General features: G+C 63.1%; 18 protein-coding genes. 12 read left to right on the top strand and 6 right to left on the bottom strand.

The features are described 5' to 3' along the window. A complete protein-coding gene (gene arsC / locus AYM40_RS35560) occupies positions 1–360 on the top strand; it encodes an arsenate reductase (glutaredoxin) (protein ID WP_063500581.1) in 360 nt (119 codons plus the stop codon). A gap of 27 nt (positions 361–387) precedes the next feature. Here arsC and AYM40_RS35555 read toward each other — a convergent pair whose 3' ends face one another. Further along, complete coding sequence (locus AYM40_RS35555) at positions 388–1,371, bottom strand: sulfonate ABC transporter substrate-binding protein (protein ID WP_063500580.1); 984 nt, start codon at positions 1,369–1,371, stop codon at positions 388–390. A gap of 214 nt (positions 1,372–1,585) precedes the next feature. Between AYM40_RS35555 and AYM40_RS35550 the strand changes: the two genes are divergently transcribed. Then, complete coding sequence (locus AYM40_RS35550) at positions 1,586–2,962, top strand: gluconate:H+ symporter (protein ID WP_063500917.1); 1,377 nt, start codon at positions 1,586–1,588, stop codon at positions 2,960–2,962. A gap of 31 nt (positions 2,963–2,993) precedes the next feature. Here AYM40_RS35550 and AYM40_RS35545 read toward each other — a convergent pair whose 3' ends face one another. Together AYM40_RS35545 and AYM40_RS35540 are read right to left on the bottom strand one after the other, a co-directional pair. Further along, positions 2,994–3,197 (bottom strand): zf-HC2 domain-containing protein, encoded by a 204-nt coding sequence (locus tag AYM40_RS35545; RefSeq protein WP_063500579.1) that lies wholly within the window; start codon positions 3,195–3,197, stop codon positions 2,994–2,996. After that, positions 3,184–3,792: an RNA polymerase factor sigma-70 gene (locus AYM40_RS35540; protein ID WP_063500578.1), complete on the bottom strand. Its 609-nt coding sequence runs from the start codon at positions 3,790–3,792 to the stop codon at positions 3,184–3,186. The genes AYM40_RS35545 and AYM40_RS35540 overlap by 14 nt, the downstream gene beginning before the upstream one ends. Before the next feature lie 449 nt (positions 3,793–4,241). Between AYM40_RS35540 and AYM40_RS43355 the strand changes: the two genes are divergently transcribed. From AYM40_RS43355 to AYM40_RS35525, 4 genes are all read left to right on the top strand, one after another. Beyond that, complete coding sequence (locus tag AYM40_RS43355; protein ID WP_256390494.1) at positions 4,242–4,373, top strand: hypothetical protein; 132 nt, start codon at positions 4,242–4,244, stop codon at positions 4,371–4,373. Positions 4,374–4,916: 543 nt separating this feature from the next. Continuing rightward, positions 4,917–5,201 carry a hypothetical protein gene (locus AYM40_RS35535; RefSeq protein WP_063500577.1) on the top strand — a complete coding sequence of 95 codons (285 nt, stop codon included), beginning with the start codon at positions 4,917–4,919 and terminating at the stop codon, positions 5,199–5,201. After that, on the top strand, positions 5,201–5,482 hold the full coding sequence (locus AYM40_RS35530; protein ID WP_063500576.1) for a DUF6723 family protein: 282 nt from the start codon (positions 5,201–5,203) through the stop codon (positions 5,480–5,482). Before AYM40_RS35535 ends, AYM40_RS35530 begins: the two co-directional genes overlap by 1 nt. A 277-nt stretch (positions 5,483–5,759) precedes the next feature. After that, positions 5,760–6,314, top strand: a complete 555-nt coding sequence (locus AYM40_RS35525; protein WP_063500575.1) for an NADPH-dependent FMN reductase — start codon at positions 5,760–5,762, stop codon at positions 6,312–6,314. A gap of 95 nt (positions 6,315–6,409) precedes the next feature. On the opposite strand, the gene AYM40_RS35520 is transcribed toward AYM40_RS35525, so the two are convergent. The 3 genes from AYM40_RS35520 to AYM40_RS41075 all read right to left on the bottom strand — a co-directional run bounded on the left by AYM40_RS35520 (position 6,410) and on the right by AYM40_RS41075 (position 10,374). Continuing rightward, positions 6,410–7,429, bottom strand: coding sequence for a hypothetical protein (locus AYM40_RS35520; protein WP_063500574.1), 1,020 nt, complete (start codon positions 7,427–7,429; stop codon positions 6,410–6,412). A 216-nt stretch (positions 7,430–7,645) separates the two neighbouring features. After that, on the bottom strand, positions 7,646–9,934 hold the full coding sequence (locus AYM40_RS35515) for a hybrid sensor histidine kinase/response regulator (RefSeq protein WP_063500573.1): 2,289 nt from the start codon (positions 9,932–9,934) through the stop codon (positions 7,646–7,648). 128 nt (positions 9,935–10,062) lie between these two features. Beyond that, positions 10,063–10,374, bottom strand: a complete 312-nt coding sequence (locus AYM40_RS41075) for a hypothetical protein (protein WP_148662406.1) — start codon at positions 10,372–10,374, stop codon at positions 10,063–10,065. Positions 10,375–10,612: 238 nt separating this feature from the next. On the opposite strand from AYM40_RS41075, the gene AYM40_RS35505 reads away from it, so the two are divergent. From AYM40_RS35505 to shc, 6 genes are all read left to right on the top strand, one after another. After that, on the top strand, positions 10,613–10,981 hold the full coding sequence (locus tag AYM40_RS35505; RefSeq protein ID WP_063500571.1) for a response regulator: 369 nt from the start codon (positions 10,613–10,615) through the stop codon (positions 10,979–10,981). Further along, on the top strand, positions 10,974–11,597 hold the full coding sequence (locus AYM40_RS35500) for a chemotaxis protein CheC (RefSeq protein WP_063500570.1): 624 nt from the start codon (positions 10,974–10,976) through the stop codon (positions 11,595–11,597). Before AYM40_RS35505 ends, AYM40_RS35500 begins: the two co-directional genes overlap by 8 nt. Beyond that, positions 11,594–12,532, top strand: a complete 939-nt coding sequence (locus AYM40_RS35495; protein ID WP_063500569.1) for a sensor domain-containing diguanylate cyclase — start codon at positions 11,594–11,596, stop codon at positions 12,530–12,532. The genes AYM40_RS35500 and AYM40_RS35495 overlap by 4 nt, the downstream gene beginning before the upstream one ends. 203 nt (positions 12,533–12,735) lie before the next feature. Then, positions 12,736–13,584, top strand: coding sequence for a presqualene diphosphate synthase HpnD (gene hpnD, locus AYM40_RS35490; protein ID WP_063500568.1), 849 nt, complete (start codon positions 12,736–12,738; stop codon positions 13,582–13,584). A gap of 4 nt (positions 13,585–13,588) precedes the next feature. After that, positions 13,589–14,860 (top strand): hydroxysqualene dehydroxylase HpnE, encoded by a 1,272-nt coding sequence (gene hpnE, locus AYM40_RS35485; protein WP_063500567.1) that lies wholly within the window; start codon positions 13,589–13,591, stop codon positions 14,858–14,860. Continuing rightward, on the top strand, positions 14,857–16,905 hold the full coding sequence (gene shc / locus AYM40_RS35480) for a squalene--hopene cyclase (RefSeq protein ID WP_063500566.1): 2,049 nt from the start codon (positions 14,857–14,859) through the stop codon (positions 16,903–16,905). Before hpnE ends, shc begins: the two co-directional genes overlap by 4 nt.

Here is a 16,905-nt window from a genome sequence, read left to right as displayed (position 1 = left end):
ATGATCACCATCTACCACAACCCCCGTTGTTCAAAATCGCGAGCCACGTGCGACCTGATTGCTAGCACCTACAACAGCGCAAACGAACCAACGGAAATTGTCGAATACCTGAAACAGCCGCCCACGGTCGCGCAGTTAAAGCAACTCAACACACAACTAGGCTGCACAGTCCGAGAGATGATCCGCGACACCGAAGCCGAATACAAAGCACTCGAGCTTGCCAACGTCACGCTGAGCGACGCTCAGTTATACGAAGCATTGGCAAAGCACCCCGTCCTCCTGCAACGACCGATCGTCGTGCGAAACGGGCGAGCCGTGATTGGCCGCCCGCCGGAAAATGTCGAAGCGCTATTCGCCTAGGCGTCGAAACATCACGGCCTACGTGACTTAGGCCTTGGCGGGTAATGCAGCGTCCTTCGTCACAATCTTTGTCGGGATGATGTGCAATTCGCTGAATGTGTCGGCAATACGTTGTTGTTCTGCAAGTATGTTCGCGTCGACGGGTTTGTAGATGTGCGCGTAGTGCCGCAAACCCGCTTCGATCACGCCTGCGTCGAGCCCCTGAATCGGCGCGAGTTGTGCGGCTGCTTCGCCGTAGTGGCCGCGTATCCATGCCCCCTCTTTACCCACCTCGTCCATCGTGATCGCGAGTACGTCACCGTTTCGCTGCGCAAACGGCCGCGCGCTCAGGAAGAACTGATGGTGACTCACGATACCTCCGGCGTCGGCAAGCAAGCGGGCGTTCGACTGGCGTTTTGCCGACTCGAGGAACGGGTCCCAGATCGCCCATGCATCGATCGCACCGCGTTCGAAGGCCGCACGTGCATCGGCGGGCGCCAGAAAAACGGGGTGGATATCGCTGTACTTCACGCCGTTCTTCTGCAATGCGGCGACCACAAACCAGTGAACGTCCGAGCCTTTATTGAACGCGATCTTTTTGCCCTTCAGGTCGGCCAGTGTTTTGATCGGCGCGTCCTGATGCACGAGGATGCCTTCGGCATGCGGCGTCGGGATCTCGTAAGCGGTGTAGACAAAGTTCGCGCCGGCCGCCTGCGCGAACACCGGCGGCGCTTCGCCGACATAGCCGAAGTCGATCGCGCCGACATTCAGTCCTTCGAGCAACTGCGGTCCGGCGGGGAACTCGGTCCACTTAACCGTGAGGCCAAGCGGAGCAAGCCGCTTTTCGAGCGTGCCGTGCGCCTTCAGTAATACGAGCGTATTGGCCGCCTTCTGATAACCGATGCGAAATTCCTTCACCTGCGCGTCCGCGGCGAAGACTGACGTGGAGACAACGGGCAACGCCGCGGCGGCCAGCGAGGCGCCCACGCCGGCGATAAACGCACGGCGGTTGAGCAACGGATGACGGGACATAAAAGTGCTCGTTAAAAAGACGGACGCAAAACGGACCGATTGGCTTCGACGATAATTCGTCTGCAGGCTTGGACGAACCGATAAATTCGCATAAGCAAATCACGGCAGAAGGCACAGGCACACCGAAGAAGCCTGGCTGCGTCTAGTCGCCGTGCGCCGCTACAATCCGTCATCCGCGCGCAGTCGCGGCTGCGTCAATCGGAAAAGGGACATCGTGCATCTGACGACAACACTCACGCCGTGGTCATCCCACGATACTCAACTGATCTTGTCGTGCGTGCTCGGACTCGCACTGATCATCGTCTTTATCAGCGTGCTGAAGCTCGCGCCGTTTCTGTCGATTCTGGTCGGCACGTTCGCGGCGGGTTTTTCGGCCGGTCTGCCGCTGGAAGCGGTGGCCAGCGCATTCAGCAAAGGCGCCGGTGCATTGCTCGGCGACGTCGGCATCATCATCGCGCTAGGGGCGATGCTCGGTGCGCTGATGGCGGAATCAGGCGCCGCCGACCGGCTCGTCTCGACCATCCTCAAACATTCCACGCCGCGCACGCTGCCTTGGATGATGGCACTGGTGGCGATCATCGTCGGCTTGCCGCTTTTTTTTGAAGTCGGTCTGGTGATGATGGTGCCGATCATCTTCGTGATGGCGCGCCGCTCGCAGCAGCCGATTCTGCGTATTGCGATTCCCGCGCTCGCCGGCATGACCACGCTGCACGCATTGTTGCCGCCGCATCCGGGCCCGCTGATTGCGGTGAGTGCGTTGCATGCGGATCTCGGCCTGACGCTCGGTCTCGGCATGATCGTTGCGATTCCCGCGGTCATTCTCGCGGGTCCGGTCTACGGCATCTGGTTGTCGAAACGGATGCACGTGGTTGAGCCGGAAGAAATGGGCAAGCTTTTCACTGCGCCGCAAAACGCCGGCGAGCCGCCGAATTTCGCGATCTCGCTCATCACGATCCTGTTGCCGGTCGTGCTGATGCTGGGCCGCACGGTCGCGAAACTTCTGCTTCAACCTGAGACTTTCCTGTTCAACGCACTCAATTTTCTGGGTGAGCCATTGGTCGCCCTCGGCCTCACCGTACTGTTCGCGGTGGTGGCGCTGGGCTGGTCGCGCGGCATGGCGCGCGACCGGGTCGGCGGTATTCTGCGCAAGAGCTTGCCGCCGATCGCTGCCCTGCTGCTGACCATCGGCGCAGGCGGTGGCCTCAAGCAGGCGCTTGTGGTGGCCGGCATCAGCACGACGATCGGCAAGATCGCCGTCGGCGCGCACATGCCGCTGATTTTGCTGGCGTGGCTGATCGCCGTCGCGCTGCGGCAGGCCACCGGTTCCGCGACCGTTGCGACCACCACGACCGCCGGCATCGTTGCGCCGGTCGTCGCGGGCCTCAGCACGACCCACAATTCGCTGATGGCGCTCGCGATCGGCGCCGGTTCCGTGTTCTTCTGCCACGTGAACGATGCGGGCTTCTGGATGGTGCGCGAATACTTCGGGCTGCAATTGAAGCAGACGGTTATGGTCTGGTCGGTGCTGCAGACGATCGTATCCGTCGTCGGTCTCATATTGACGTTCGCGTTGTGGACCGTGTTGACCTGAGCCTGGCAGGGGGATCGCAAGCGGCGCCCCTTCAGTCGTCGTTGCCGCCCGCCCCCGGCGTCGCAATCCCGCTCACCGTATGCGCAGCCACGCGCAGCAGGCGAATCTGCTTGCGGTAATTGCGGCAGCCGCTGCAAGTCGGCAGATGCAGCCGGATCGCGACCCATTCGCCGGTCGTCAAAGGGCGGTCGAGCGCGTCTGACAACAGGCGCGTGATGTTCTTACACTTCCCCATTCGCATCCTCTCTGGATAGGCCCTTTTCGCTCAGGCAAGTGCGCAAGCGCAGCCGCGCGCGGTAGATCAGCACGCTGCAGTGATTGGCGGTCATCTGCAGTTCGGCGCAGATCGCTTCGGTTTCGAGATCGAGGAATTCGCGCATCATGAACACGCGCCCGATGTGCTCGGGCAGGTGTTCCAGACACATCTCGAACAAGGTCCAGAATTGCTGCTGCCGCAGCGCGGTTTCCGGCGTCGGCCACGGCTGCGGCTTGGACTCGCGCGACCAGTGGCCGTTGTCCTTGAAGAGTTCGCGATCGAGGAGCGCTTCGCCGTCGATTTCGGATTCGAGCGCCGACAGGTTCACGGTGCGCTGCCGGGCGCGCAAGGTGTCGACAAGCTTGTGCCGCAGGATGCCGAACACCCACGTCTTGTGTTCCGATTGCGCGGCAAACCGGTCGGCTTGCGTCCAGGCGGCGGCCAGCGCTTCCTGGACGGCGTCTTCGGCGGCAGCGGCATCGCGTAGTTGCAAACGGGCGAAGCGCAACAGGTCGCGCCGCAGTTGCGTGAGATAGACGGGATCGTCGAGCGCCGGCCCGCTTACTTGCGCCATGGCATGCTCCGTCGCCGCGCTCGCGGTTGCCGCACGTTGTCTCGTGAATCGTTGTGGTTCATAGGCGGGTGGGTCTCCTCGCGCAGTTCCCGAACGTGTGCGCCATTCTCCCGCACGTTCCTGCGCAAGCGAATCGGTATTGAACATGTGCCCGCCAGCAAGCGATGACCTGATCCCCTTAGTCGTGCTGCGACGGGCTTTATGACAGCGAAAAACATTATTGCGCAAAATGAAATCAACGCTGCGATGGTGAACCGTGACCTTGAGCGCATAGGCGAAACGTGCAGTCAGCTACGTCTCGAACCGGCCCTAAATACACACCTGGATTATTTCACTATTTGAAAAAATGTCTTCTTGCCTTCGGTATTTTTATGCGGACATTGAATCGTTATTCTTCAGTCCATCGATCGCATCAGATCGCAAACCAGATGCTGAAGAGGAGCCGCACCATGAAACGCATTCTTACCGCCCTGATCGCTTCCGTTGCGCTGTTTGCTGCTGCTTCGGGCGCAGCTGAGGCTGCAGCACCGGCCCAATGCAACGGCCCGGCATCGTACTGCAATGTGTTCTTCGGCAACTAATCGTCCGGAGGACGCGGCCGGACGCATGTCCAGTGCGAGTCTGCTGACGAGACGGGTTCTCGAAGTCAAAAAAGGGCGCTGACAAAGGCGCCCTTTTTTGCGTTTCATTCAACACGTTTGACGCGCGTGGATGGCATCTGCAGAACAAGGTCAGGAGCCCACGCCATCAGCGTGCGAGCGTCACAAAACAGAAAGCGGTACACAATACGCGGCACTCCAAAGCAACACCCGCGCCCGGCGCGCAAATGCGTCAAATGCTCGCTCTTCTAACGTGTTACAGTGAGCCAACGGCTTGCAGTTCTCCTGCGCGTCTTACGCAGTCCCTCAGGCATCCGCCTATCTTCACAGCGCCCTGCATCGAACGGGGTCCTTTCCTTCTACTTCGCCTTGCGTGCCGTCGGCGTGGCCTGACAGAAGCGGCCGCTCTTCACGCGCATCGTCGATCAACATCGTGTTTTTGCTAAAACGCCGCGACTCGCCCGGCGTCACGCCACACATACAGCAACACGCCTCAAGCGAGATCCTTCACAGGAGACGACCACCATGAGCAATACGATCAGAAGCTACCGGGGCCTCGAGATTTATCCACTGGTTTATCCGCACCAGCCACGCTCTCCCGATGGCGCCCGCCACTACGATGCGGGTTTCGACGCCGCCGTGCGAATCTGCCGGCGCGGCACCGACGACACCTTGACCAGCAGCCGCGTATTTCGCGTGCCGAGCCGCTCTCCGTTTGGCGCAGCCGGCGACGCGCGCATTGCGTCAGCGAATTACGCGGAGCGAGTGATCGACGGCATGGTTGCCGGCCAGTCGATCGCCGGTCTTTGATGCGCGCACCGACGGCAAGTCATCTTTCCAGGCGCTCGCAGGGCGCCAATTCCACGCCGCTAACCGGCCGCGCGAACTATCAGGTCGCCGTGTCGTCGCGCCGAACCTCCAGTGGGACGGTGCCGACGCTGAAAGTGATCCGGTTGAGCGACGAGCGCGTGATCTATCCCTTTCAGGGCCACGCGGACATGCCATTCTTTGAAAATGCCGATGCCGCCCAACTGTTTGCCGAGACCTACGGCTGGCAGCTTGTGGATGGCGACATCGCCGTCCCGGAGTGACAGTGGCGAAGGTGCATTTGCCTCAAATTGTCCTGGACCGAAAGCATGCTTGATTGAGAAGGCAAAAATACCAGTTATCCACAAGGTTATTCAGCAAATCTGTGGATAACTTTGGGTGCTACCGGGTTATCCACCGGTTGCAACTTTCCAGATGGGTGCCTGCGCAGCCAGAAGCGGGCGTTTGGGTACCCGCTGCCGCCATCCCGTCCCGCTTTTGCCTATGATGGACAGTTCGTACCCTTTTGCGCGTCCAGCGCCTCACCTCAAGGAAGCGAACATGGCCTATCACATCGCAGTCGTTGTCGGCAGCCTGCGCCGCGCATCGTTCAACCGCCAGTTGGCGCAAGCCGTGATTTCACTCGCGCCCGCGGACTTCACGTTCGAATTCATCGAGATTGGCTCGTTGCCGCTTTACAGCCAGGATTACGACGCCGACTATCCCGACGTCGCCAAGCACCTGAAGCAACGCGTCGAAGCCGCCGACGGCCTGCTGTTCGTCACGCCCGAGTACAACCGCTCCATGCCGGGCGTCCTGAAGAACGCACTCGACTGGGGCTCGCGGCCGTGGGGCACCAACTCCTGGGCCAACAAACCCGGTGCGGTGCTCGGTACATCGGTCGGCGCAACCGGCACGGCGCTGGCGCAACAGCATCTGCGCAACGTGCTGGCGTACCTCGATGTCGCCACGCTTGGCCAGCCTGAAGTGTTCATCAAGCACGACCCCGCGGCCATCAACGAGAAAGGCGAGATCGTGAACGACGGCACCCGAAAGTTCTTGCAGACGTTCGTCGACCGTTACGTCGCATGGGTCAAACGTCAAACTGCTGCCTGACGGCCAAATTCAGGCGCCTTTGCAAAGGCATCTCCATACCGAAAGCGCCGGCATGCTGCAACTTCACGACACGCCGGAGCCTGCACGGCGTCCACCTATACGTGGTGATGCCCTGTCACCCTTTCCCAGCCATGCCGCACGGCGAGCTTGAAGCGCTCCCACGTGCTGTCGGGCGAGGTGGTCTCCCAATGACGCCGGGCTTCCGGCTCGACGTCGTCCCACGGCCGGTCGCGATAACGCACGTCCCGACCGATCTCCGCGCCGTAACGATAGGCCGGCACGTAATCTTCATAGCGCGAGGTCTCGGCCGCGTACTGCTCCTCGTAGTGCGTGCGGAAATCCTCCTCGTATTCCAGATACTCGTTCGGAATCTGGCCGCCTGAACCCTCGGTCGGCTGCTCCGCTTCGGAGATGACTTCCGGCGGCTGCATGATCGCGCCCGAGCCGGGCATCGAACCGGCCGCGATCGCGGTCCGTCCCGCATCGCCAACCAGCGGGTCCGTGACGGGCTCGTTGACCGGGTCGCGCATCGGCCGCTCAGCCGGCGGCGGTGGGACGAACGGCTCGGCGTCGGTGCCCATGAGCGGCGGCGGATAGCGTGGATCGGCCGCGGTCGCAGGCTGTGTGGTTGAACGGGCAGTCGCCACGCCGGGCGTCGCCACGCTCGATGTATGCGGCGTGCCGGGCGTCGCTGCGCCGATGCCGAGTTCGTCGAGTATTGAATGATCGCGGCTCGATTCCACTGGCGTGTCCCAATCGGGCGAGCGCTCGCCGATGTCGGTCGCGCCCAGCCTCTTCAAGGTATTGCGAGCGAGTTCCGCGTGCGATTCGCTGGCTGCGCTGACGCAGACCAGGACGGCGCCGCGGCGGACGGCTTCTGTGTAGCGAGCTGTTTCCGACGCGCGATGGCCGGTCGCAAACAGGCTCGAGATAAAACGCTCGATATTGGCGAGCACGCCGGAATTGGCAACTTCATCGGTTGCGGATCCGACAGAGGGTTCCGGATTCGCCTGCAACTCGATCGTTTCGCGTGCAAAGCCGGTCTGCACAAGCGTGTCGCGTGCGGTTTCTGCTTGAGAATAGGTGTCGAATAAACCAATCACAGTGTGTCGCATGGCTGTCTCCCGGCGGTTTCAGTTGGGACAGACGGCGTAAGCGCGCGTCGGCCTCCTCCCCTGGAAGCACCGCAACGATCATGCCGGGCCTGCGCGATATGCCCGTATGCCCGCTGCTGGCCGCCCGCACCGATCTGGTTACGTAGAAACTGCGGCATACCGCTGCCGCGCTTTTACAACCGCCGGTAATGAGCGGCGACCCTGACAAGCTGGGCTTTAGCCGGCTGGATGCGCCGCCGCGGCCGGATCGGTGCCCGTCTGCGTCAGATCGCGCTGGATTGCTTGCAGGAGCGTTTCCAGCAACGCGATATCGAAAGGTTTGGACAGCACCCGCACGTTCACATGCCGCGCCCGGTCGAGTTCTTCCGCGTAGCCGGTGACCAGAATGACAGGCAGCCTGGTGTCGAAAGCCAGCACGGCTTCGGCCAGGTCGATGCCGTTCATCGTGCCGGGCATGTGGATGTCCGACAGCACCAGATCGAACGGCAGGGGCTCGCCAGTGCGCGCCTGTCTCGCGTGGGCGTCGTCGAACAGGCGCAGTGCGGTATCGGCGTTGAACACGCAGGTGACCTGGTGGCCCATCATCTGCAATAGAGCTTCGGTGCCGGCGGCGACTTCGTCGTTGTCCTCGACCAGCAGGATGCGCAAGCCCTGCGGCGCACCGCTTTCCTCGACGCCCGGCTCCGCCGGCAATTCGGCCTCGGGCGCCGCCATGGCGCGCGGCAGGTAGAGGCGCACGGAGGTGCCCGCGCCGATGGCGCTATCGATCGCGGCGAGCCCGCCAGAGCGCTCGCAGAAGGCGAAAACTTGCGGCAGCCCGAGACCGGTGCCCATGCCTTTGGGCTTCGTCGTGAAAAGCGGTTCGAAGGCGCGCGCGAGCACGCCAGGCGGCATGCCGCCGCCGGTGTCTTCCAGCGACAGTTGCACGAAGTCGCCGGTCAGTGGAAAGCCGTCCTCGCGGCGAAAGCTGATATTGGCGGCTCGAACCGTGAAGCGGCCGCCGTTGGGCATGGCGTCGCGCGCGTTCACGGCGATGTTGATCAGCGCCAGTTCGAGCTCGGCGACGTCGACACGCATCGGCCAGATAGCGACGCCGATGTCCATCACCAGCGAAATCTTCGCGCCCAGCGATGCGCGCAGCAATTCGCGGCACGCCGGCAGCCAGCGCTCGAGCGCCAGCGTCTCGTTGCGCAACGGCTGCTTGCGCGCGACGCCGAGCAATTGCCGGGTGAGCGACTGGCCGCTCTTGAGCGCCCGCTCCATCGCCGACAATTCGCGGTCGAGCCCCGGCGTGCCGCGCCGCCGGGCGATCTGCACGTTGGCCGAGACGATCATCAGCAGGTTGTTGAAATCATGCGCCACACTGCCGACCAGATTGCCGAGCGCCTCCATCTTGCGCGACTGGCGATACGCGGATTCGATCGAGCGGCGCATCGAGGCTTCGGCCTGCCAGCGCTCCCACGCTTCCTCTTCGGCGCCAAGGCGGCGCAGCGACAGCCAGATCACGCACCACAGCACAAAGGACGGCGTGAACATCGACAGGATCAGCACGCTCAGATGCCGGTACCACGCGGCCCAGATCGCGGGGGTGCGATAGGCGCACGACACGTACACCGGATAAGCGCCGACGCGCCGGAATGCGAGGATCACATTGTCGCCGTCGATATCGGAATGCATCCGTACGACGCCGGCTCGCCGCCCTTGCGCCAGCGCTTCGGCCAGTGGCGAAGTCGGCGCCATCGCCGCCGGTTCGCGCGGGCGGCGCGGATAGTGCGCGAGGATCGCGCCGTCGGTGCGGATGAGGCTCATGATCATCGGCGTGCTGTCGGTGCCGCCGAGCAGTTCCCTGTAAAACGCGTCGAAATAGCTGGGCCGCAGTGCGACCGAAACGACCCCGGCGAACGAGCCGTCGGCGGCGACGCGCTCCACGCCCGTGTTGAACACCTGTTCGCCCACGACGTGTCCCGTCATCACCTTTGAGACATGTTCGAGGCCCTTGCCGTCGCGAATGCCGACAAAATCGTCGCGCTCGGCAATCGACAACACCGGCGCGGGATAGAAGCGGCTGGTGGCGAGCAGATCACCCTCGAGGCCGAAAATCGACACGGCCGCCACCTGCGGATAGCCACCGCCCATGGTGCGCAGCTTTTCGTGAATCTCGCCTTCTTTAGCGCGAACGCCGTTGTCGTCCAGACCTTGTGTCAGATCGACGATGCGCGCGTCCAGCGTCTCATTCATGTCGAACACTTTCAGCGCGTGTTCTTCCGCCACGCGCACGGTGCGCAGCGTCACGTCGGTCGCGTCGGCCATGCGCCCGCGCAGGTCGCTGAACGCCATCGCCGCGACGTATACGCACGGCAGCACGATGGCAGCGATCAAGAGCGCGATCAGCGTGATGCGCCGGACGTGGAAATTCTGTTCCGGCACGGCCGGAAAGCGCGCCTCGTCCTGGCGGCTAGCGGGAAGGCGGCTCGCTTCGGGCGGGTCGAACCGGTCTGGTGTCATGGTCGATAACGCTAAGGTCGTTCGGGACGAAAGGGCCGGGAGTCGGCTTCATACGAAAAGCATAGACACGTAGCGGCGGTACTGGTTATGTGACAAATGGCCGGCCGGTGATTTGTCTGCTGTCTAAATCAGTGACAAATCGAGAAGCGCAAACGTACACAAAAGTATAATTGCAAAATAAAGCGGGAAGAATCTACCAAAATTTTTTCAAAAATAGTCATTGACGGGAAAAATTCTTTAATCAAATCGAAATTGGCGAGTTGCCTTTCCGCCGTTTTGCTTCGAGAATCGATGCCATTACAAATAATGCGTCCGCCATGTTCGGACGCATCTGCCGCGAGGGCCGCCAGATAACGCGCACAACGCGTGACCGAAGGCGCTCGTGGAAACAGGCGCGCGGCAAGGGGACCACCCCGATCCGTGAAGCCGCGGGGATTCATCTACGGGGTAGGCTCGAACATGCCGGTCATAGCCGTTGTCCACCGTGCTCGCACGCATCCATGCGCGCTCACGGGTTCCGTCAAAAGCAGCCTCGCTGCGCGCTCCCCCCGCTCGTTTGAAAGCCGCATTCTCGCAAGCTTCAGCCCGCTTTGCCGCTGGTCGACAGACCACGCGTTAAAGAAACCCACTCTACCCGCCGTTAACGCGTAAGAGCTAATTTCGCTTATTGACCCGCCCATGTCTCTGCCTATTGTGATCGCCGACGATTCGTTGCTTGCCCGCAAGGTGCTCACCAAGGCATTGCCGCCGGACTGGGATGTCGACGTGTCCTACGCGGCGAACGGGCGCGAAGCGCTCGGCCTGTATCGCGAAGGCAAAGCGTCGGTGATGTTCCTCGATCTGACGATGCCGGACATAACCGGCTACCAGGTGCTGGAAGCATTGCAGCATGAGGACCTGAACACCTTCGTCATCGTCGTCTCCGCCGATGTTCAGCCGATGGCCCAGGCGCGCGTGCGCGCGCTCGGCGCCGCCGCGTTCATCGCCAAGCCCGTGACGCCCGAGGCGGTACTACCCATCCTCAAGGAGTACGGGTTGTATGTCTGAGCCAGTCCTCAACGAAGACCAGCGCGACGCGCTGCAAGAGCTCGCCAATCTGGCGATGGGCCAGGCCGCGACGCGTCTCGCACGCCTGCTCGATGCGTTCATCGAATTGTCGGTGCCGCGTGTGAAGGTGGTGGCGGTGAGCGAGGCGGCAGAGGCGCTGCGCGAGATGACCGGGATCGACGACACGGTGAGCGCGGTGCGTCAGGGCTTTCGCTCCGACATCAAGGGCGAAGCGCTGGTGATCTGCCGCAGCGACAGCATCGACAAGCTGTGTTCGCTCGTGAGCGATCCGTATTCGCGCTCGAGCTACGAGACGGTGAGCCAGAAAGAACTCGTGTTCGACGTCGCGAACGTGCTGACGGGCGCGTGTGTCTCGTGCATTCTCGACCAGCTCGGCCGCACACCGGTCTTCTCCGCGCCGGGCTTGCTCGGTGAAGCGATGACGCTCGACGAAGTGTTCCAGCCCGGCGTGCTGCAATGGGAAGTCGCGCTGCTGGTCGAAGTCAATTTCGCGCTCGAGGACCAGAGCTTCCGCGCACACCTCGTGATCCTGATGGCCGAAGAGTCGATTCGCCACATGAACGAGGCGCTCGACGAACTGCTGTCCAGCCTATGAATGCGCCCGTGGACTCGTTGAGCGATCTGGTGGTCGAACGTGTCGGTTTCGGCATCTTCGTGCTCGATCGCGAGATGAACGTGCTCATGTGGAATCGTTTCATGCAGGATCACAGCGGGTTGTCGCCGGACCAGGTGGTCGGCAAATCGCTCTTTACGCACTTTCCGGAATTGCCGCGCGTGTGGCTGTCGCGCAAGATCGAAAGCGTGTTTCAGCTCGGCAGTTTCGCGTTCAGTTCGTGGGAGCAGCGCCCGTATCTCTTCAAGTTCGATCACGACCGGCCGATTACCGGCGGCGTCGATTTCATGCAGCAGGACTGCACGTTCATGCCGCTCATGCGCAATCGTGAAGTGGTGGCCGTGTGCGTGACCATCTCCGACGTCACTCATGTCAGTATCGTGCAGCGCGAACGTGAAGAAGCGGTTGCCAAGCTGCAGGAATACGCGGACCGCGACGGCTTGACGGGCATCGCCAACCGGCGTTACTTCGAAGCGCGCCTGCACGATGAGTACACGCGCTGGCAGCGCTACGGCGGCGAGATGTCCGTGTTGCTGTTCGATCTCGATCACTTCAAGAAAATCAACGACCAGTTCGGCCACGGCGTTGGCGATACGGTGTTGCGCGTGATGGCGCAGCGGGTCGCCGGGGTGGTGCGGGCGCAGGATACCTTCGGGCGTTTCGGTGGCGAAGAGTTTGCCTTGCTGTTGCCGTGCACGCCGCTCGAAGATGCCATGCGGGTCGCGGAAAAGATCCGCTGCACGATCGCCGACACGCCGGTCGAAGTGCAGGGCACAAGCGTGCCGGTGACGGCCAGCGTCGGCGGTGCGGCGGCGCGCGTGGGCGTGCCGGCCTACGACGTGCTCATCAACGAAGCCGACGCGGCGCTGTATAGCGCGAAGCGGCAGGGACGCAACCGCTCGGTGGCTTTCTCCTGAATTCGGCTTGCCGAAACCCTTCTTCCGGCCCCCTATTCACCCCCAAAACTGCGGCATCTCACAAACGTTGTTATACTTTTCGCCGTTTCCGGCATCCCAGCCGGGTGTTTCGCGCGTGCCCGCGCGCGCGGGCCGCTTGCCCTGCGGGTAAGCATTAAAAATTCTTGAACGCCTTTCAGCGGGCGCCTCCAGCGGAGATCGTCTTGGCTGTTTCCAATCTTGTCGTGGACGAACCAGAAATCGACGCCGCTGCCGCCACGTCCGGCAGCTCGTTTTATCTCGCGATGCGCATCCTGCCGGCCGCGCAGCGCGACGCGATGTATCAGGTCTACGCCTTTTGCCGCGCTGTCGACGATATCGCCGACAGCGACATGCCGCGCGCCGAACGCGCCGCCGCGCTCGAGCGCTGGCGCGCCGACATCGACGCGTGCTATGCGGGTGCACCGCGCGCTTCCTTGCGCGCGCTGACGCGGCACATTCATACGTTTCACCTGCAACGCGAAGATTTTCACGCAATGATCGACGGTATGGCGATGGACGCCGCCGCCGACATCTGCGGGCCGGACGAAGCCACGCTCGACCTGTACTGCGACCGGGTCGCGAGTGCGGCGGGCCGGCTATCGGTGAGGATATTCGGGATGCAGGAAGAGCCGGGCCATTTGCTCGCGCACCATCTGGGCCGCGCGCTGCAACTGACCAACATCCTGCGCGATATCGACGAAGACGCCGGTATCAACCGCTGCTATTTGCCGCACGAATTGCTGGCGCGCGAAGGCATCGCGGTGTCGAGCCCGGCGCAGATCGCCGACGATCCGTCGCTGCCGCGCGTCTGCGCCACGCTTGCCGAGCGCGCCAAGGCACACTTCGCCGCCTCCGACGCGATCATGGACCGCGAGCCGCGCAACCACGTGCGGGCGCCGCGCATCATGTCGGGCGTCTATCGCGTGATGCTCGAACGAACGCTTGAGCGCGGATTCGACATTCCGCGTACGAAGGTCAGCAAGCCGAAACTGCGCCTGCTGTGGATCGTCGCGCGTTACGCGCTCTTCTGAGCTGATGCCCAAGCTCATCCATGTGATCGGCGCCGGCCTCGCCGGCCTGGCCGCGGCGGTGCAATTGCAGCGCCGCGGCGCGCAAGTCGTGCTGCATGACGCAGCCCCGCAGGCGGGGGGCCGTTGCCGTTCGTATTACGACCCCAAGCTGGGCGCGACGATCGACAGTGGCAATCACATGGTGCTATCGGGCAATGTCGCCACGCTCAACTATGTGCGCGCGATCGGCGCCGCCGACGAGCTGGCCGGTCCGGCCCAGCCCGAGTATCCGTTCGTGGATCTGGCGACGCGGGCGCGCTGGACCGTGCGCATGTCGCCGAGCCGTCTGCCCTGGTGGATCTTCGACCCGAACGCGCGCGTGCCGAACACCGGCCCGAGCGATTATCTGGCGCTCGCGCCGCTGCTGTTCGCCAAGCCCGGGCGCAGTCTGGTGCAGACCATGCGCTGCAATGGCCCGCTGTGGGACCGCCTGCTGCGACCGCTGTTTCTCGCGATGCTCAATGTCGAGCCGCGTGAAGCGTCCGCGGAGCTGACGGGCGCGATGCTCAGGGAGACGCTGGTCGCCGGTGGTCTGGCGTGCCGGCCTCTGGTGGCGAAGAACGGTCTGGGCAGCGCCTTTGTCGACCCGGCGCTGCGGCTATTGCAGCATGGCGGCGCGGCGATCCGGCTCGAATCGCGCCTGAAAGACATGGTGTTTGCCGACACTGGCCCCGGTCGTGTCTCGGCACTGAATTTCGCGGACGAAAGCATCGCGATCGATGCCAACCAGGCCGTGGTGCTCGCGGTGCCGCCGGAGATTGCGCAGACGCTCGTGCCTGGCTTGCGCTCGCCGAATCGCTTCGCAGCGACCGTCAATGTGCATTTCGCGGTCGAGCCGCCGTTCGGTATGGCGCCGATCACGGGGCTGCTCAATGCGACAGCCGATTGGCTATTCGCCTCCGAAGGCCGCGTATCGGTCACGATCAACGCTGCGGAGCGCCTGCTCGATACACCGCACGAAGCGCTCGCGAAAACCATTTGGGCCGAAGTGGCTCAGGCTGCCAACTTGCCAGCCGAGCGGATGCCGGCCTGGCAGGTCGTGATGGAAAGACGCGCAAGCTTTGCCGCGTTGCCGGATCAGGAAACGCTGCGCCCCGGCACGCGCACTCGCTGGAACAACCTGATGCTCGCGGGCGACTGGACGGCCACCGGCCTGCCCGCGACGATTGAAGGGGCGATCCGCTCGGGCCAGAAGGCCGCGGACACGCTGCTGAATCAACCGATGGAACGCCGATGAACGACTTATCTCAAGCCCAGCCGCTGGACGCCGTCCTGCCTGAATTTGCCGAAGCGGCGCCGACTGTGCCAGACGCGGTGTCGAACGCTGCGCCCGTCGCTGCGCCGCAAGGCGCCGCAACGTCGCTCGACGCCGCGATCACGCGCGCCACCGACGCGATCCTCGGCGCACAGAAGCCGGACGGCCACTGGGTCTACGAACTCGAAGCCGACGCGACGATTCCCGCCGAATATGTGCTGCTCGTCCACTATCTCGGCGAAACGCCGAACCTGGAACTGGAACAGAAGATCGCCCGCTATCTGCGCCGCATCCAGCTGGCGGACGGCGGCTGGCCGCTCTTCACCGACGGCGCGCTCGACATCAGCGCCAGCGTGAAGGCGTATTTCGCACTGAAAATGATCGGCGACTCGCCGGATGCCGAGCACATGGTTCGCGCGCGCGAAGCGATTCTGGCAAACGGCGGTGCGGAAACTGTGAATGTGTTCACGCGGATCCTGCTTGCGCTGTTCGGCGTGGTGTCGTGGCGTGCCGTGCCGATGATGCCCGTGGAAATCATGCTGCTGCCCCAATGGTTCCCGTTCCATCTGTCGAAGGTGTCGTACTGGGCGCGTACCGTGATCGTGCCGTTGCTGGTGTTGAATGCTAAGCGGCCGGTGGCGCGCAATCCCCGCCGTGTCCGTATCGATGAGCTGTTCCGCGGCGCGCCGGTCAATACCGGCATGCGCGACCGGGCACCGCATCAGCACCTCGGCTGGTTCCGCTTCTTTCGCGGCGTGGACGTGATGTTGCGCATGCTCGACGGTCTGTTCCCGAAGGCGACGCGCGAACGGTCGGTGCGCGAGGCCGTGCGCTTCGTCGACGAACGGCTGAACGGCGAAGACGGCCTCGGCGCAATTTTCCCAGCCATGGCCAACTCGGTGATGATGTACGACGTGCTTGGCTATCCGGCCGATCATCCGAACCGCGCGATCGCCCGTCAGTCGATCGAAAAGCTGCTCGTCATCAAGGATGACGAAGCATATTGCCAGCCCTGCCTTTCACCGGTGTGGGACACCTCGCTTGCGGCGCACGCGCTGCTCGAGACTGGCGAAGCGCGTGCCGAGCAAGCGGCTGAACGCGGGCTCGCATGGCTGCGTCCGCTGCAGATTCTCGACGTGCGCGGCGACTGGATCTCGCGCCGTCCGGACGTGCGTCCTGGCGGCTGGGCGTTCCAGTACAACAACGCGCACTATCCGGACGTCGACGATACGGCGGTGGTGGTAATGGCGATGCAGCGCTCGGCGGCGCTGACGCAATCGGATGTCGATCGCGAAGCTATTGCGCGGGCGCGCGAATGGGTGGTCGGCATGCAAAGCAGCGATGGCGGCTGGGGTGCCTTCGAACCGGAAAACACGCAGTACTACCTGAACAACATTCCGTTCTCCGATCACGGCGCATTGCTCGATCCGCCGACCGCGGACGTGTCGGGCCGCTGCCTGTCGATGCTCGCGCAACTCGGCGAATTTCCGCAGGGCAGCGAGCCGGCGCAGCGCGCGTTCGACTACATGCTGAAGGAGCAGGAATCGGACGGCAGCTGGTACGGCCGCTGGGGCCTGAACTACATCTACGGCACGTGGACCGCGCTGTGTTCGCTGAACGCCGCAGGCCTGCCGCACGACGACCCGCGCATGAAGCGCGCCGCGCAGTGGCTCCTGTCGATCCAGAACGAAGACGGTGGCTGGGGCGAGGGCGGTGAGAGCTATAAGCTCGACTATCGCGGCTACGAGCGCGCGCCGAGCACGGCTTCGCAAACCGCGTGGGCGCTGATGGGCCTGATGGCGGCGGGCGAGGTGAATCGCGAGGCGGTGGCGCGCGGCGTCGAGTATTTGCAGCGCGAACAGCGCGAGCACGGTCTGTGGGACGAAACGCGCTTCACGGCGACCGGTTTCCCGCGCGTGTTCTACCTGCGTTATCACGGTTATCGCAAGTTCTTCCCGTTGTGGGCGTTGGCTCGCTTCCGTCATCTGAAACGCAACGGGCTGACGCGCGTCGCGGTCGGGATATAA

Origin of the sequence: Paraburkholderia phytofirmans OLGA172 (assembly GCF_001634365.1) — a bacterium.
In the GTDB taxonomy this organism is placed as follows: domain Bacteria; phylum Pseudomonadota; class Gammaproteobacteria; order Burkholderiales; family Burkholderiaceae; genus Paraburkholderia.
The sequence above is the reverse complement of the archived record's forward strand: the minus strand, read 5'-3'. Positions and strand labels throughout refer to the sequence as shown.

Bases quoted from the DNA above. Each gene is read 5' to 3' on its own strand.
- AYM40_RS43355 (WP_256390494.1), top strand. From the start codon at position 4,242: ATGAAACGCATTCTTACCGCCCTGATCGCTTCCGTTGCGCTGTTTGCT.
- AYM40_RS35535 (WP_063500577.1), top strand. From the start codon at position 4,917: ATGAGCAATACGATCAGAAGCTACCGGGGCCTCGAGATTTATCCACTG.
- AYM40_RS35495 (WP_063500569.1), top strand. From the start codon at position 11,594: ATGAATGCGCCCGTGGACTCGTTGAGCGATCTGGTGGTCGAACGTGTC.
- hpnE (WP_063500567.1), top strand. From the start codon at position 13,589: ATGCCCAAGCTCATCCATGTGATCGGCGCCGGCCTCGCCGGCCTGGCC.
- arsC (WP_063500581.1), top strand. From the start codon at position 1: ATGATCACCATCTACCACAACCCCCGTTGTTCAAAATCGCGAGCCACG.
- AYM40_RS35545 (WP_063500579.1), bottom strand. From the start codon at position 3,197: ATGGGGAAGTGTAAGAACATCACGCGCCTGTTGTCAGACGCGCTCGAC.
- AYM40_RS35555 (WP_063500580.1), bottom strand. From the start codon at position 1,371: ATGTCCCGTCATCCGTTGCTCAACCGCCGTGCGTTTATCGCCGGCGTG.
- AYM40_RS35530 (WP_063500576.1), top strand. From the start codon at position 5,201: ATGCGCGCACCGACGGCAAGTCATCTTTCCAGGCGCTCGCAGGGCGCC.
- shc (WP_063500566.1), top strand. From the start codon at position 14,857: ATGAACGACTTATCTCAAGCCCAGCCGCTGGACGCCGTCCTGCCTGAA.
- AYM40_RS35505 (WP_063500571.1), top strand. From the start codon at position 10,613: ATGTCTCTGCCTATTGTGATCGCCGACGATTCGTTGCTTGCCCGCAAG.
- AYM40_RS41075 (WP_148662406.1), bottom strand. From the start codon at position 10,374: ATGAATCCCCGCGGCTTCACGGATCGGGGTGGTCCCCTTGCCGCGCGC.
- AYM40_RS35520 (WP_063500574.1), bottom strand. From the start codon at position 7,429: ATGCGACACACTGTGATTGGTTTATTCGACACCTATTCTCAAGCAGAA.
- AYM40_RS35515 (WP_063500573.1), bottom strand. From the start codon at position 9,934: ATGACACCAGACCGGTTCGACCCGCCCGAAGCGAGCCGCCTTCCCGCT.
- AYM40_RS35500 (WP_063500570.1), top strand. From the start codon at position 10,974: ATGTCTGAGCCAGTCCTCAACGAAGACCAGCGCGACGCGCTGCAAGAG.
- AYM40_RS35540 (WP_063500578.1), bottom strand. From the start codon at position 3,792: ATGGCGCAAGTAAGCGGGCCGGCGCTCGACGATCCCGTCTATCTCACG.
- AYM40_RS35525 (WP_063500575.1), top strand. From the start codon at position 5,760: ATGGCCTATCACATCGCAGTCGTTGTCGGCAGCCTGCGCCGCGCATCG.